Origin of the sequence: Chelativorans sp. Marseille-P2723, assembly GCF_902809845.1 — a bacterium.
Classification (GTDB): Bacteria; Pseudomonadota; Alphaproteobacteria; order Rhizobiales; family Rhizobiaceae; genus Chelativorans.
This window is the reverse complement of the sequence record NZ_CADDWI010000008.1, coordinates 1127016-1141075: the sequence shown is the minus strand read 5'-3', so window position 1 is coordinate 1141075 and position 14060 is coordinate 1127016. Positions and strand designations below refer to the sequence as shown.

Below are 14060 nucleotides of genomic sequence, written 5' to 3'. Positions count from 1 at the left end.
CGTCCGTAGAGGGTGCTACTGATGTTCCGACAGCAGAACGTCCCGTGCTTCGTTGATGCGAGCCGCAAGAAAGGCGGAGCCACCCATGTCCGGATGGAGGCGTTGCATCAGACGGCGGTGCGCCTTTCGGATTTCCGCCGCAGACGCACCGGCTTCAAGACCAAGGATCTCGTAAGCCTCCTCCTTGGTCATGCGGCTCGAGCCTGGCGAGCCTCTCTGCCGGCGGTTCTGGTCCGCGTTCAGGTTTTCGCGCCAGGCGGCGAACCGGCTGTCAAGATACGTTTCCAGTAGCTGGAGGCTTTCTTCGTCCCCTGCCAGCTCGGTTCGCAGGGATAGCAGATCCTCAAGGCTCATCGCGCTCAATCTGCGCCCCTCATGACGCCCAGCCAGCACCACCCCTTCGAGCGCTCCCGTGTCGTGGTCTAGTTGCATCTCCAGGGCGGCGGAACGGACGCTGGACTTGTAACCTGGCGAGGGACGCGAGCCCAAACGCATCCGGCTCGAACCGAACCAGGCAGCCGCTCCTGAAAGCAGCATTCCGCCAAGCCCTGCCCTGCCTGCGAAGAGCATCACTATACCGGCAATCCCCAGCACGATCGGACCGGCAAGACGGATCGCGGAAGCCACGCGAGCCGGGCTTGCCCGCGTGAGGGCAAACGTGGCAAGCGCCGCAACAAGAAGAATCGCAAAGAATGCGAAGGGCACCGTCATGGCTTGCGGCGGTTCAGATGCTCTATCATGAGTCGATCTTCCGGACGTCCCCGCGCCTCCAGCGCAGTCAACCCGCCTGTTGCAAATACGGCGATAGATCCCAGCAGCTTTGCCAGGGTATCAGCGGAATTTTGGTCGAAGCGGAACCACGCACCTCGGGACAGCCGGGCAATCTCCTTGAATGCGCTGGTTGCCGCCGGATCAGAGCCTTCCTGAAAGAGGAAGACCGGCACACCCTTCAAGCCAAGTTCTCCGGCGCGTGCAGCCAACTCATCCACGTTCTCCTCCATCGCGTCACCGATGAAGATAAGCGCGTTCACCTTGCCGCGTCCATTCTCCTTCAGCGCGTGGGAGAGAACCTTGCCGATCTGCGTGCGGCCGCCGCGGCAATCGATCCGCGACATCAGCCGCTTCAGCGCTGCCGTATCGGATACGAAGCGCGAGGCGGCACACTCTCCGAACCCGCGATAATAAACGAGTTGCACATTGAGGGTTCCTGCCCTGCCGACGGCATCGAACATCTGCGCCTGGATCTCGCAAGCAAGATCCCAGGTCGGCTGCCGGCTCATCGTCGCATCAAGAGCGAGAATGACCCGTCCCTCCTTTTTTCCGGAGACGGCCAGAGCTCTGGCCTGTCGCACAAAGGCATCGATCGCGCTTCTATCCGCACGTGGGGTGGAGACCTCTGCTTTCCTCCCGGTTTCGACCGGGGCCTTCCTCTCGTTCATGCTGAGAAGATGTGCCTCAGAATGCCTGCTGGCAAGGGCTAAAGCAGGCCGAGTTCAGTCAGCTTACAGCGCAGATGGTTCGGCAACTCAGAGGTATCTGAATTGGCTTCCAGGTCGGGCGGGGCGTCTTCCGCCTTCAGATACCGCCACCCCTGGAAAGGCCGCCGTGGCTGCCATTCCGTACAGATCAGCACCGGTTCAAGCACCAGATGGCAGCGCGAAATGCCTTCAGCATCGGTGAAAGGGCGAATTTCAAGTAGCCGTTGACGGCATTGCACCGAACCGCGGATCACCCAGTATAAGGAGCCTCCCCTGGTGAGTTCCCCCGTTCTCTTTGGAGTCATCCGCGTGGTGTGAAGGTGCTCCGCGGGTTCGCCTCGTCTGCGCTTTTCATCGAGGCGACTTTTTATCCATTCCTGAAGTTCGTCAGGGCTTCCACAACCAACGCACAACTTTATCAGATGGAGCGTCATGGCCGCACCGTTTGGAAGATCGGCTTCCGGGTCAATGCAAGCATCGCCTTGCACAACACTCAGCACTCCACCACATTGACTGCAAGCCCCCCGAGGCTCGTCTCCTTGTAGCGCTCGTTCATGTCGAGGCCGGTCTGACGCATAGTCTCGACGGCAGCATCGAGTGAAACAAAGTGCTTGCCGTCCCCCTTTACCGCGAGCGAAGCCGCCGTCACCGCTTTCACCGCCCCCAGGGCATTACGCTCGATGCATGGCACCTGGACGAGCCCCGCCACCGGATCGCAAGTCATACCGAGATGATGTTCCAGCGCGATCTCGGCGGCATTCTCCACTTGCTCCGGCGTGCCGCCCATTACCGCCGCAAGGCCCGCAGCCGCCATCGCCGAGGCAGACCCCACCTCGCCCTGACAGCCAACTTCGGCGCCGGAGATGGAAGCATTGTGCTTGATGATGCCGCCGATCGCAGCCGCAGTCAGGAGAAAGTCATGCACTCCCTTCGCATCCGCGTCGGGGTGGAAACGCTGCCAATAGCGCAGAACAGCAGGCACGACACCCGCAGCTCCATTGGTAGGAGCGGTGACGACACGCCCACCAGCAGCATTTTCCTCATTCACGGCCATGGCATAGACGGAGAGCCAGTCATTTGCCGCAAGCGGGTTTGGCCGGTTGCTTCGCCATTCTTCCTCAAGCTTTTTATGCAGGCCGCTCGCGCGGCGCCGGATATTGAGGCCCCCCGGTAATATGCCCTCCTGAGTCAGCCCGCGCTCGATACAGCCCAGCATCGCCTGCCAGATCCGGTCCAGGCCGGCATCAAGATCCTCGCCGCTGCAATAATAAAGTTCATTGGCTCTTTTCATCTCGGCAATTGAAAGGCCGCTCGATCCTGCCTGCGCGAGCATCTCGCCTGCATTGGCAAACGGATAGGGCACGTTGCGGTCGACCGCTGGCCCCTTCGTCTCCTTTCGCGCCTGCAATTCCTCTTCCGAGACGACGAAGCCGCCCCCTATGGAATAGTAGAGCCGCCGTAAAAGGAGCCGATCCTCTGCGTCAAAGGCGTTGAATGCCATGCCGTTCGCGTGACCAGGAAGCGGCGTCTTCCTGTCCAGGACGAGGTCGCTATCGGGATCGAAATCGTATTCTCCATGGCCAGGCGGCGAAAGCAGGCGGGTGCGCCTGATTCGCTCCAGAACGGCATCAGCCGCGTCCGGATCGACGGTGAGCGGTGTCAGCCCCTGCAACCCAAGTATCACCGCCCGGTCGGTGGCGTGCCCGATTCCGGTAAAGGCAAGGGAGCCATGCAGGCTGACCGCGAGCCTCGCGATTTTCGCCCCTGCGGGCCGCGGCCACTCGCCTTCCGCAATTTCCCGCAGAAAACGTTCCGCTGCCACCATCGGCCCCATCGTATGGGAACTTGACGGTCCGATGCCGATCTTGAAGAGGTCGAATACGGAAAGGAACATGGTCAACTCCGGCAGCGGGAACGGCTCTTATGGCCCGTGTTTCATCCCGGATATGCGCGTCAGGACAGGCAATGGCAAGCTCGCCAAAGCGGACGCCCTTCAACATGCAGCGAAAATTTATGAGCGGATGAATTCCGCTTCCCGCTTTTTAGGCCGGTTCCCACCCAATCAAAGCTGAAAGCCGAAGGGGCGCAGCCTTGAAGCCGCGCCCCTGAAGATCTCGATAACTGATTTGGTTCAGCCTGCTGCAACGAGGGCGACTGGGTCGCTGCCAACGAAAAGCCAGGCCAGAAGGATGATACCGACGAGACCGAGTGCCGCCTTAGCGGCAACGCCCCAGCACGACTTCTGAACGGTGTCGTCCATGGAATCCCTATATGTCGTTGTACCGCGCCAGCCTATAGCGGCCAGCGCCGGGCCCGGATAGCTTCAACCCTGTTACAACGCAACCGGAAAAAGGGCGGAACGTGGGCACGGCCTGGACATACGCAGCCGTCAGCCGTTGATATGCAATATTAAATCAGTCACTTAGATGGTTACAGACAGTCGTAAATCGTCAACGAATACGGCGCGGAGAATCCGGGCGCTCTTCTACCCCGTACGGGAGGACGGCAATATGCAGTCGCTGCGTCCGCTCACCCTGTATGCGGCAAGGGCGAGCCACTCACGCATGGCGACAGTAACGTTGCGGATGGAATCGAGCGTATTGTCTTCCGCAAGGCCAGCCCGCTCGCGCCCGGAGGTCTTGTAATCCGTGGGCCAGGCAACCACTGGAAATCCGGCCTTGCGGAACACGCAGATCGCGCGCGGCATGTGAAAGGCCGAGGTTACAAGAAGCCAGGTTTCCCCCGGCTGTGGCCGGGCTATAGCGAGCGAGAACCTGGCGTTTTCAAACGTATCGCGGGATCTGTTCTCGATCTGGATACGCTCTGGCGCAACGCCGAGCGCTTCAAGCAGGCGCGGCGCCGTATCCGCATCGCCCTCACCGTCCAGGAAAACCGAGCCCGAGCCACCGGAAACGAGCACTCGCGCTTGCGGATAGCGGCGCGCAAGAATGGCCGTCTCCACGAAACGGTCGCCGCTGGCATTCAGCTCGTAACCACCGCGCGCAAGGTTTATCGCACCTTCGAATCCTCCTCCCAGCACGACAATTCCATCCACCCGCTCCGGCGGTGGAACAGGGCCTTGCAAACGCTCTTCCAGCGGGTGCAGAAGCAGTGCCCCCAAGGTTGTCCACCCGGAGAGGAACAGGACCAGGACGCTCAGGCAACCTGAGGCGAGCGCGGTCTTCCGCCATTGCAAGAATCCCGCCGCAACAGACGATGCAATGAGCAGAGCGGCGAGGTTTACAGGCTGCGCCAGCGTCCAGAAAATTGCCGATGCAAAATGAAACACTTCGCCAGTCCCGGAAAGCTCAAGGCCATGGGTGACAGAAGGGTAAGGTTGCTGCTTTCGGTGGAGCCAGGCATTTATCCCCGGCTCCGCCGATTGATGGAGAGTGGCTTATATTTTCGCCAGCGCCTGTTCTAGGTCGGCAATGATGTCATCCACATCCTCAATGCCGACCGAGAGGCGGACGACGTCCGGTCCGGCTCCAGCAGCGATCTTCTGCTCGTCGGACAACTGACGATGCGTGGTGGAGGCCGGATGAATGATCAGGGACTTCGTGTCGCCGATATTGGCCAAATGCGAGAAGAGATCCACATTCTCGACTACCTTCACCCCGGCGTCATATCCGCCCTTCAGCCCGAAGGTGAAAACAGCGCCGGCGCCCTTGGGTGCATATTTTTTGTGCAACTCATAGTTGGGATCATCCGGCAGGCCGGGATATGAGACCCAGGCGACAGCCGGATGGTCCTTCAGCCATTCAGCCACCTTCTGGGCGTTGTCGCAGTGGCGCTGCATCCGTAGCGGCAGGGTTTCGATGCCGGTCAGGATCATGAAGGCGTTGAAGGGCGAAATGGCGGGGCCGAAATCGCGTAGGCCGAGCACGCGGGCGGCAATGGCAAAGGCGATGTTCCCGAAGGTCTCGTGGAGGACCATGTCGGCATATTCGGTTCTTGGCTCCGACAGCATGGGATAGTTGCCGGATTTCGACCAGTCGAAAGTGCCGCAATCAACCAGCGCGCCGCCGATCGAATTGCCGTGGCCGCCCATGAACTTGGTAAGGGAATGCACGACGATGTCAGCGCCAAAATCAATGGGACGCAGCAGGTAGGGCGAGGCCATGGTGTTGTCGACGATCAGGGGCAGCCCGTGGCGCTTGGCCACTTGGGAGACCTTCTCCAGGTCAACGAAAGTGCCGCCCGGATTAGCCAGGCTCTCGACGAAGATGGCGCGGGTTTTGTCGTCGATCTGACGTTCAAAGCTGTCGATATCGTCCGGATCTGCCCAGCGCACTTCCCATCCGAAGTTCTTGAAGGCGTGGCCGAACTGGTTGATTGTCCCGCCATAAAGCTTCTTGGCGGCAATGAAGTTTTCACCTGGGCGCATGATCGTGTGGAAGACGAGAAGTTGCGCGCCGTGCCCCGAGGCCGTAGCAAGGGCCGCGGTGCCCCCTTCGAGCGCGGCGATCCGCTCCTCCAGCACCGCCTGGGTGGGGTTCGTGATGCGGGTGTAGATGTTGCCGAAAGCCTGCAAGCCAAAGAGCGAAGCAGCGTGCTCCACGTCGTTGAAGACATAGGAGGTGGTCTGGTGGATCGGCGTCGCGCGGGAGCCTGTAGCGGGATCGGGCTGGGCGCCGGCGTGGACAGCAAGCGTGTTGAATCCGGGCGTTCGCTCGTTCATGGAATTCCTCCTTCGGCATCAAGATTCCGTGCCATCAATACAGCCGGCTGCGCAGGCGGCAAGGAGATTTGATCTCAAAGATCCGCATCTGAGAAGAAATCAATGCTGGCGCGTGGCGAAAATCTGAAAACACGGAGCCAGAGACAACTTTACCACGATAAGATCTTTGCTCTTGCGGCAGGTTTCAGCTTAAGAGCCGATCATACTCGATCTTGGGGCACCGGTTCATGACCACCTTGATCCCCTTCTCTTCCAGCCTCGCGGCGGAAGCATCATCGCGAATGTCAAGCTGCATCCAGACGGCCTGCGGCAACGGCTTCATGGCCAGGATTGCGTCGGTTAGGCCCGGAACGGCGCTCGACCTACGAAAGACATCCACCATGTCCACAGGCTCTGGCAATTCCTCAAGCGAGGCATAGACCCGAGCGCCCGCGATCTGCTTGCCTGCATGTCCCGGATTGACGGGGAAGACGCGATAGCCCTTTGCAACCAGAAAGCAGATCACCGAGAAGCTCGGCCGCTCCGGCTTGATCGATGCGCCGACGACAGCAATGCGCCTTACTGTATTCAAGATGTCCGCCACATAGGCGTCGCTATACGAATCGTGATTCATTCCGGCAGCCTGATGCGCCCTTCGGCGTCGATGGGAAAGGCAGGATTGTGGGCAACCTCCCAGAGGTTGCCTTCCGTGTCGGCGAAATAGCCCTGAACGCCACCCCAGAAAGCCCGCGCGGCAGGCCTGACCATACGCCCGCCCGCCTTTTCCGCCGCCTTGAGAATCAGTGCCACGTCGGCTTCGGCGCGCGTGTTGTAGGCGAGCACGATGTCGGGAACGCCTGGACCGGAAGCGCTTGCCCGCTCTTTGCCGCTGCGGGTAGCCACCCCGTCATCGCCGGCGACGTCCCTTGCCATCTCCCCCCGCGGCCACAATGCCAGGATTATCCCGCCCATTTGAAAAAACGAGACGCCTTCGGTGATCCGCTTGTTACGCTCAAGCCCCATCGATTCATAGAAGCGGGTAGCGCGGTCCAGATCGTCAACACCGATCGTAACTATCGAGACGCGCGGTTCAAGCTTCATCGGCCTCCACCCAGCTTCGCGTGCAAATCTATCATGGAACGGCATGAAGATCAGCCAGGAAAACGGACAGGTGAACGCCGGCACTTAAGAGGAGAACAGCAGCATATGAGGTATCTCGATACCCCATCTTTAAGATGTTGTATTTTCAGGAAATTTTCGCACATTCCTCCATCTTTCATGCTTGACACGTTTCCAGGCGGCCCCTATAAGCCGACAATCATGGCATTTGCCGGATTTTCGAGCGTCGTTTTCGGCTATCGAAACAAGCAACAAGAAACGCCTTGCACCTCGCAAGGTCCCAGAAAGCGGATAGGACAAATGAAAACCTTCTCGCAGAAACCTGCGGAAGTGACGAAAAAGTGGATATTGATCGACGCCGAAGGACTGGTCGTCGGCCGCCTCGCCACCATCGTCGCCACCCGCCTGCGCGGCAAGCACAAGCCCACTTATACTCCACATGTCGATGATGGCGACAATGTCATTGTCGTCAATGCCGACAAGGTGATTTTCACAGGCAAGAAATATCAGAACAAGAAGTACTACTGGCACACCGGCCATCCCGGCGGGATCAAGGAGCGCACGGCGCGCGAGATCCTCGAGGGTCGCTTCCCGGAGCGCGTGGTCGAGAAGGCAGTGGAACGCATGATCCCCCGCGGTCCGCTTGGCCGCCGGCAGATGAAGAACCTGCGCGTCTATGCGGGGCCGGACCATCCGCATGAGGCACAACAGCCGGAAGAGCTCGATGTGGCGGCGATGAGCAGAAAGAACACAAAGGTCAAGGTATATGGCTGAACTCAATTCCCTCCAGGATCTCGGCGCCGCGACTGGAACTGCCGCAACCGAAGCACCGGTTCATGTCCAGAAGCTGGACGCCCACGGCCGCGCCTATGCCACCGGCAAGCGCAAGAATGCCATCGCGCGGGTCTGGGTGAAGCCCGGCACGGGCAAGATCACCGTCAACGGCAAGGCATTCGAAGAGTATTTTGCTCGTCCGGTGCTGCAGATGATCCTGCAACAGCCGATCGTTGCTGCCAATCGTACCGGTCAATACGATGTCGTCGCCACTGTCACCGGCGGCGGCCTTTCCGGTCAGGCGGGCGCAGTGCGCCACGGCATTTCCCGTGCACTTACCTTCTACGAGCCGGAACTGCGTGCGGTGCTGAAAAAGGATGGTTTTCTCACCCGTGATGCGCGCGTGGTCGAACGCAAGAAGTACGGTCGCGCCAAAGCTCGCCGCTCCTTCCAGTTCTCCAAGCGTTAGGCCATCTTACCGATGGTTTTGGGAAAGCGGGCTTTCGGGCCCGCTTTTTTGTTACCCTCTTGCAGAGGGCGCACAAAGAACGCTGGAAGTTCGTGAGCCGGCATCCTCTTCCTGGGCAGATGGCTGGATCATTTTCAGCATTTCTGGAACTGCTGAAATGGTGAGGCTCTTGTGATTTCGTAACTCTGCACCGAAACCGGTGGCCATCTTTTCCTGAAGCTGCCTATTTCGACTTCGCCTGAAGGAACTGCACATGCCCTCGACTTCCATCGATCATGCCTTTACAGCGACCCAGATCCGTGGCGCGGCCAGCGACCCGACCTATGCCGGGGCGCTCTCCTTCATGCGGAGGAAATTTTCCAAGGATGTAGAGGGCGCCGATGCTGTTGTTTGGGGCATTCCGTTCGACGCATCGGTGTCGAACCGGCCGGGCGCCCGCTTCGGCCCCCAGGCAATCCGCCGCGCTTCGGTTATCTTCGACAACGACCCGCAATATCCTTTCCATCTGGATCTGTTCGAGACGCTCGCCGTCATCGACTATGGCGACTGCCTTCTCGACTATGGCCGTCATGACAGGACGCCCGCGATTATCGAGCAGGAAGCCAGCAGGATCATATCCTCGGACGCCTTCCTCCTTTCGCTGGGAGGCGATCACTTCGTCACCTGGCCGCTCCTGTGCGCACATGCCGCGAAGCACGGGCCGCTCGCGCTTATCCAGTTCGACGCACATCAGGACACCTGGGACGATGATGGCGCGCGGATTGACCATGGCTCCTTCGTGCGCCGCGCCGTGCGCGATGGGGTAGTCGATCCCGGGCGGTCCATTCAGATAGGCATCCGCACCCATGCGCCTGACGAATGCGGACTGAAGATCGTCCACGGTTACGACCTGGAGGAAATCCAGGCCGCTGAGATCGCGCGCATGATCATCGAGCGCGTGGGGAACATGCCCGCCTATGTGACCTTCGACATTGATTGCCTCGACCCGGCCTTCGCTCCTGGAACCGGAACGCCGGTTGCAGGCGGTCCCTCCTCCGCGAAGATGTTGTCCGTACTGCGGCATCTTGGCCCAATTAAAATTGTAGGCGCCGATGTCGTTGAGGTGTCACCGTCCTATGACCATGCCGATATCACGGCGATTGCCGCGGCATCCATAGCCATGCACTATCTCGGCCTTCTGGCAGAAAAGAAGCGGCGGGAACGTCGATAGGCCGTTTCCTTGGCCGGGCGGATTGATTCCGGCGCGGGTTTGGACCATCTGAGTACCGGTATTCATCATCGGGCGCGGAATTCATGACGGCAAGGATATTCATCGACGGCGAACACGGCACAACAGGACTGCAAATCCGTGCAAGGCTCGCTGAACGCAGGGACATCGAGCTGATCTCGGTCCCAGTCGAGCGACGCAAGGACCCGGCTGCGCGTGCCGAGTATCTCAACGCCGCCGATATCGCCATCCTATGCCTTCCCGACGACGCTGCCCGCGAGAGCGTTTCGTTGATCGCCAACGGGAGTACCCGCATTATTGATGCCTCCACCGCGCACCGGGTCGCGGATGGCTGGACCTACGGCTTCCCTGAAATGGACCGGGAACAGGCGAAGGCGATTGCGAGCGCGCGTATGGTCGCTAATCCGGGGTGCTGGCCGCAAGGGCCGATCGCCCTCCTGCGCCCTCTCATCGCTTCCGGGCTGCTGCCTGCAGATTTCCCCGTCACCATCAATGGCATTTCCGGCTATTCAGGCGGCGGGCGCAGCATGATTGAGGATTACGAGAGCAAGGGTGAGGATGCTCCCGAGTTCCTGCCTTACGGGCTGACCCTCAATCACAAGCACTTGCCGGAGCTGCGCACCTATGCTGGACTTGCGGGGGATCCGGTGATGCAGCCGGCGGTCGGAAATTTCGCCCAGGGCATGATCACGGTGGTGCCTCTTCAGCTTGGCCATCTTCCCCGGGTACCAAAGGGCGAAGAGCTTCACGCTGCCATTGCGGATCACTATGCTGCCCTCGAACACGGCGTCGTCGAGGTGGCGCCGTACTCCGCGAGCGAACGTTCCTCCGAAATCCAGCCGGAGCGCTATAACGGCACAAACACAATGAAGCTCCATGTCTTTGCCAATGACGATCGCGCACAGGCGCTTCTGATCGCCGTCTACGACAATCTGGGCAAAGGCGCATCGGGCGCTGCGGTGCAGAATCTGGATTTGATGCTTTCGGGGAATTGATGGCTTAGCCGTCTCTCCATCCCCTCGGCAAGTCCGTCTCTGAACTCTTGGCAAATTTTAGTCGGTCGGGCTTCTGGCCGACACGTCCACCAGCCGCATCTGGAAGTCGTCCGTGGCGACGAAACTCGCCATGTTTAAAGCCAACCGCTAAAGCAACGGCCATTTAATCGGACGTGGGACAGTGCCGCAGGCGGTGGCGATATATATATATATAGACGACGGCATTTCCGAAAGAATCGAAGCGGATCCAGCGGTGGACAGCCACCGCCTCGTCGTCAACTACCAGCATCTGTTCAAGCGCGTGCCCGCAGCCACTTTGAAATAGCTTATGCAGCAGAGTGAGCACATCAACACCGAATCGGGAAGGTTCCTCAATACCTGACGGCACCTTCAAGCTATTAAAACCGTGACTTAGCACGCACAGAGCAGTGCCGAGATTAGGAACCAGCCCGCGCCGCAGCGATCCGCTGCGGGGAAAAAGCCGGAAATCGTTATCAAAACCAATGGCCTGAAAACCAGATGGTGCGGTCGAGAAGACTCGAACTTCCACGGGTTGCCCCACAGCGACCTCAACGCTGCGCGTCTACCAATTCCGCCACGACCGCCCGCAACGAAATGCCGGCTTGCACCGGCCACGGCGCATGTAGCAAATCGCTCTATGCGAAACAAGCCTGCCTGTAACCTATTCCGCGCAAAAAGATTTCATCTGCACATGCTCGTTCCTTGGGCTCGGATGCTGGACGCAGCCGGGCTTTGAAGGCATAACCTTTCAGGAGAAGCATGAGCCAGATAACCACAGCCTCACGCGGGTTTTTCCCGCAAATTCCGACACCACCTGTGGAATGGCGGGTGGAGGCGGACCTTACCCCTTATGACACCGCGCTTGCTTTCATGGAGTGGCGCGCCGAGGCGATCCGCGCTGGGGAAGCCCGCGAACTGATATGGCTTGTGGAGCACCCGCCGCTTTATACGGCTGGTACGAGCGCTAACCCGCAGGACCTCGTCGATCCGGAACGCTTTCCAGTTATCCAGGCTGGGCGTGGCGGCGAATACACTTATCATGGGCCGGGCCAGCGCGTGGCCTATGTCATGCTCGATCTTAAAAGACGGCGGGAAGATGTGCGCGCCTTCGTAGGTGCACTGGAGGACTGGATCATCGCATCCCTTGCCCGCTTCAACGTCTCCGGCGAGCGGCGGAAGGGACGCGTCGGCGTGTGGGTCAGGCGGCCGGACAAGGCGCCCATGCCGGATGGAACGCCGATGGAAGACAAGATTGCAGCCATCGGAATCCGCCTCCGCCGCTGGGTGAGCTTCCATGGGATTGCCGTCAATGTAGAGCCGGACCTTGAGCATTTTTCAGGCATCGTTCCATGCGGCATCTCCGGTTTCGGTGTCACGAGCCTCGTCGACCTCGGCCTGCCGATAACGATGGCGGATTTCGACGTGGCGTTAAGGCAGGCATTTGAAGAGATTTTCGGCGCTACCGAGTCGCTCCCGGAGCGTGCCACCCTACCGGAAACGGAAAACCGCAAAGGAAAGGGAAATGCAGGCGACTAGGTTTACTTCCTTGGCCGGCGCTCTCGTCCTGGCTTGTGCGATAGGCACACCTGGGTTGGCGCAACAGGCCTCCGACATGATCGCGCCGGAAGCCGCGACGGGATTGGAGGAGAAGGTAGCGGTAACGGCGAGCCGGCACATGGTCGCAGCGGCACATCCGCTCGCCGCAGAGGCAGGGCTTGAGATCCTGAGGGGCGGTGGCAACGCCGCCGATGCGCTGGTGGCGGTGCAGACGGTGCTCGGATTGGTCGAGCCGCAATCCTCGGGCATCGGCGGCGGCGCATTCCTCGTATGGTACGACGGAGAAAATGGAACACTCACCACCTTTGACGGGCGTGAGACTGCGCCGAAAGTCGCCACTTCCGAGCTGTTTCTGGATGAGACGGGTGAGCCGCTGGCCTTCTTTGATGCCGTTATCGGCGGCCGGTCTGTCGGCACGCCGGGCGTGGTACGGCTCTTGGAAGAGGTGCACCAGCGCTATGGGAAGCGCGAGTGGCACGAACTGTTTCAGCCTGCCATCAGCCTTGCTGAAGAGGGTTTCGCCGTCTCGCCTCGCCTTCATGCGCTGATTGCCCAAGACAGGGGGCGCCTCGACCGACAGCCCGCCGCCCGCGCCTATTTCTATGATGAGGCGGGCGAACCCCTTGCCGAAGGCACGCTGCTGAAAAACAGCGACTACGCGGCTACGCTGCAAGCCATTGCCGAAGGCGGCGCCGATGCCTTTTATGCAGGCGAGATTGCGGAAAAGATCGTCGCGGCGGTACGGAATCACACAGACAATCCGGGCCTGTTGTCGCTTGAAGACCTCGCCTCATACGAGGTCAAGGAACGTCCGGCCGTGTGCATGGGGTACCGCGCTCATGAGGTTTGCGGGATGGGACCACCCTCCTCCGGCGCACTGACAGTCGGTCAGATCCTCGGAATGGTCTCGCATTTCGACCTTTCCGCGCTTGGGCCGGATGATCCGGAAAGCTGGCGCATCATCGGCGATGCAACGCGTCTCGCCTTCGCCGACCGCGGACTCTACATGGCCGACACCGATTTCACCTCCATGCCGAAGGGACTTCTCAACGAGGACTATCTGGCCGAACGCGCCGCGCTGATCCGGCGGCCCACAGCACTTGGCGAAACCGAGGTCAAAGCGGGAACGCCGCCCTGGGACAAGGCGGAATTGCGCATTCCCGGCATCGAACTGGAGCAGAGCTCCACTACCCATGTGGTCATCGTCGATGATGAGGGTAATGTTGCTTCCATGACCTCCTCTGTCGAGAGCGCCTTTGGCTCGCGGCAGATGGCAGCGGGTTTTCTGCTTAACAACCAGCTTACCGATTTCTCCTTCCAGCCCTCAAGCGGCGGGGAGGCGATCGCCAACCGAGTCGAACCAGGAAAACGGCCACGCTCGTCCATGTCGCCTACGATCATCCTTAAAGATGGCAAGCCTGCCTTCGCGCTCGGATCCCCCGGCGGCAGCAACATCATTTCCTATGTGGCAAATACGGTCATCGCGCTCATCGACTGGCAGATGGATATGCAGCATGCCATTTCCCGCCCGCATCTGACGAACCGGCTCGGCACCTATGAGCTTGAGGCTGGCACGCCGGCAGAGGACTTCGCCGACGATCTTCAGGCTTTGGGTTTCCAGACGCGCATCACCGAGCTTAACTCCGGCCTGCACGGTGTGGCTTTTACGGCCGAGGGGCTCATCGGCGGGGCTGATCCGCGTCGCGAGGGCGTGGCAGTGGGCGACTAGCTCGTTTCGAGATTCCTAAAGCAGCCTAAG

General features: G+C 60.1%; 16 protein-coding genes and 1 tRNA gene. 6 read left to right on the top strand and 11 right to left on the bottom strand.

Annotation, left to right across the window (positions count from 1 at the left end; genetic code table 11):
- Window positions 1-15: 15 nt before the first annotated feature.
- The 9 genes from HUS57_RS07135 to HUS57_RS07100 all read right to left on the bottom strand — a co-directional run bounded on the left by HUS57_RS07135 (window position 16) and on the right by HUS57_RS07100 (window position 7239).
- A complete protein-coding gene (locus HUS57_RS07135; RefSeq protein WP_173932160.1) occupies window positions 16-711 on the bottom strand; it encodes a DnaJ domain-containing protein in 696 nt (231 codons plus the stop codon).
- A complete protein-coding gene (locus tag HUS57_RS07130) occupies window positions 708-1439 on the bottom strand; it encodes a VWA domain-containing protein (RefSeq protein ID WP_173932159.1) in 732 nt (243 codons plus the stop codon). The genes HUS57_RS07135 and HUS57_RS07130 overlap by 4 nt, the downstream gene beginning before the upstream one ends.
- Before the next feature lie 38 nt (window positions 1440-1477).
- Window positions 1478-1912 carry a DUF1489 family protein gene (locus tag HUS57_RS07125; RefSeq protein WP_173932350.1) on the bottom strand — a complete coding sequence of 145 codons (435 nt, stop codon included), beginning with the start codon at window positions 1910-1912 and terminating at the stop codon, window positions 1478-1480.
- 59 nt (window positions 1913-1971) lie between these two features.
- On the bottom strand, window positions 1972-3372 hold the full coding sequence (locus HUS57_RS07120; RefSeq protein ID WP_173932158.1) for an L-serine ammonia-lyase: 1401 nt from the start codon (window positions 3370-3372) through the stop codon (window positions 1972-1974).
- Between the two features lie 237 nt (window positions 3373-3609).
- Window positions 3610-3738: a hypothetical protein gene (locus HUS57_RS18085; protein ID WP_281409284.1), complete on the bottom strand. Its 129-nt coding sequence runs from the start codon at window positions 3736-3738 to the stop codon at window positions 3610-3612.
- A 225-nt stretch (window positions 3739-3963) separates the two neighbouring features.
- Entirely contained in the window at window positions 3964-4767 is an 804-nt protein-coding gene (locus HUS57_RS07115; protein ID WP_173932157.1) for a YdcF family protein, read from the bottom strand.
- A gap of 108 nt (window positions 4768-4875) precedes the next feature.
- Window positions 4876-6159: an O-acetylhomoserine aminocarboxypropyltransferase gene (locus HUS57_RS07110; protein WP_173932156.1), complete on the bottom strand. Its 1284-nt coding sequence runs from the start codon at window positions 6157-6159 to the stop codon at window positions 4876-4878.
- A 184-nt stretch (window positions 6160-6343) separates the two neighbouring features.
- Window positions 6344-6772: a CoA-binding protein gene (locus HUS57_RS07105; RefSeq protein WP_173932155.1), complete on the bottom strand. Its 429-nt coding sequence runs from the start codon at window positions 6770-6772 to the stop codon at window positions 6344-6346.
- Complete coding sequence (locus HUS57_RS07100; RefSeq protein WP_173932154.1) at window positions 6769-7239, bottom strand: VOC family protein; 471 nt, start codon at window positions 7237-7239, stop codon at window positions 6769-6771. Before HUS57_RS07100 ends, HUS57_RS07105 begins: the two co-directional genes overlap by 4 nt.
- A 318-nt stretch (window positions 7240-7557) precedes the next feature.
- Here HUS57_RS07100 and rplM point away from each other — a divergent pair, with 318 nt between their 5' ends.
- From rplM to argC, 4 genes are all read left to right on the top strand, one after another.
- On the top strand, window positions 7558-8031 hold the full coding sequence (rplM, locus tag HUS57_RS07095; RefSeq protein WP_173932153.1) for a 50S ribosomal protein L13: 474 nt from the start codon (window positions 7558-7560) through the stop codon (window positions 8029-8031).
- Complete coding sequence (gene rpsI, locus HUS57_RS07090; RefSeq protein WP_173932152.1) at window positions 8024-8500, top strand: 30S ribosomal protein S9; 477 nt, start codon at window positions 8024-8026, stop codon at window positions 8498-8500. Before rplM ends, rpsI begins: the two co-directional genes overlap by 8 nt.
- 253 nt (window positions 8501-8753) lie before the next feature.
- A complete protein-coding gene (gene speB / locus HUS57_RS07085; protein WP_173932151.1) occupies window positions 8754-9710 on the top strand; it encodes an agmatinase in 957 nt (318 codons plus the stop codon).
- Window positions 9711-9793: 83 nt separating this feature from the next.
- A complete protein-coding gene (argC, locus tag HUS57_RS07080; RefSeq protein WP_173932150.1) occupies window positions 9794-10723 on the top strand; it encodes an N-acetyl-gamma-glutamyl-phosphate reductase in 930 nt (309 codons plus the stop codon).
- Between the two features lie 163 nt (window positions 10724-10886).
- On the opposite strand, the gene HUS57_RS07075 is transcribed toward argC, so the two are convergent.
- Window positions 10887-11273: a hypothetical protein gene (locus HUS57_RS07075; protein WP_173932149.1), complete on the bottom strand. Its 387-nt coding sequence runs from the start codon at window positions 11271-11273 to the stop codon at window positions 10887-10889.
- A tRNA-Leu gene (locus HUS57_RS07070) sits at window positions 11244-11328 on the bottom strand. The genes HUS57_RS07075 and HUS57_RS07070 overlap by 30 nt, the downstream gene beginning before the upstream one ends.
- Window positions 11329-11503: 175 nt before the next feature.
- On the opposite strand from HUS57_RS07070, the gene lipB reads away from it, so the two are divergent.
- Both lipB and ggt read left to right on the top strand, forming a co-directional pair.
- Window positions 11504-12280, top strand: coding sequence for a lipoyl(octanoyl) transferase LipB (lipB, locus tag HUS57_RS07065; protein ID WP_173932148.1), 777 nt, complete (start codon window positions 11504-11506; stop codon window positions 12278-12280).
- On the top strand, window positions 12267-14030 hold the full coding sequence (ggt, locus tag HUS57_RS07060; protein ID WP_173932147.1) for a gamma-glutamyltransferase: 1764 nt from the start codon (window positions 12267-12269) through the stop codon (window positions 14028-14030). The genes lipB and ggt overlap by 14 nt, the downstream gene beginning before the upstream one ends.
- Window positions 14031-14060 lie beyond the last annotated feature (30 nt).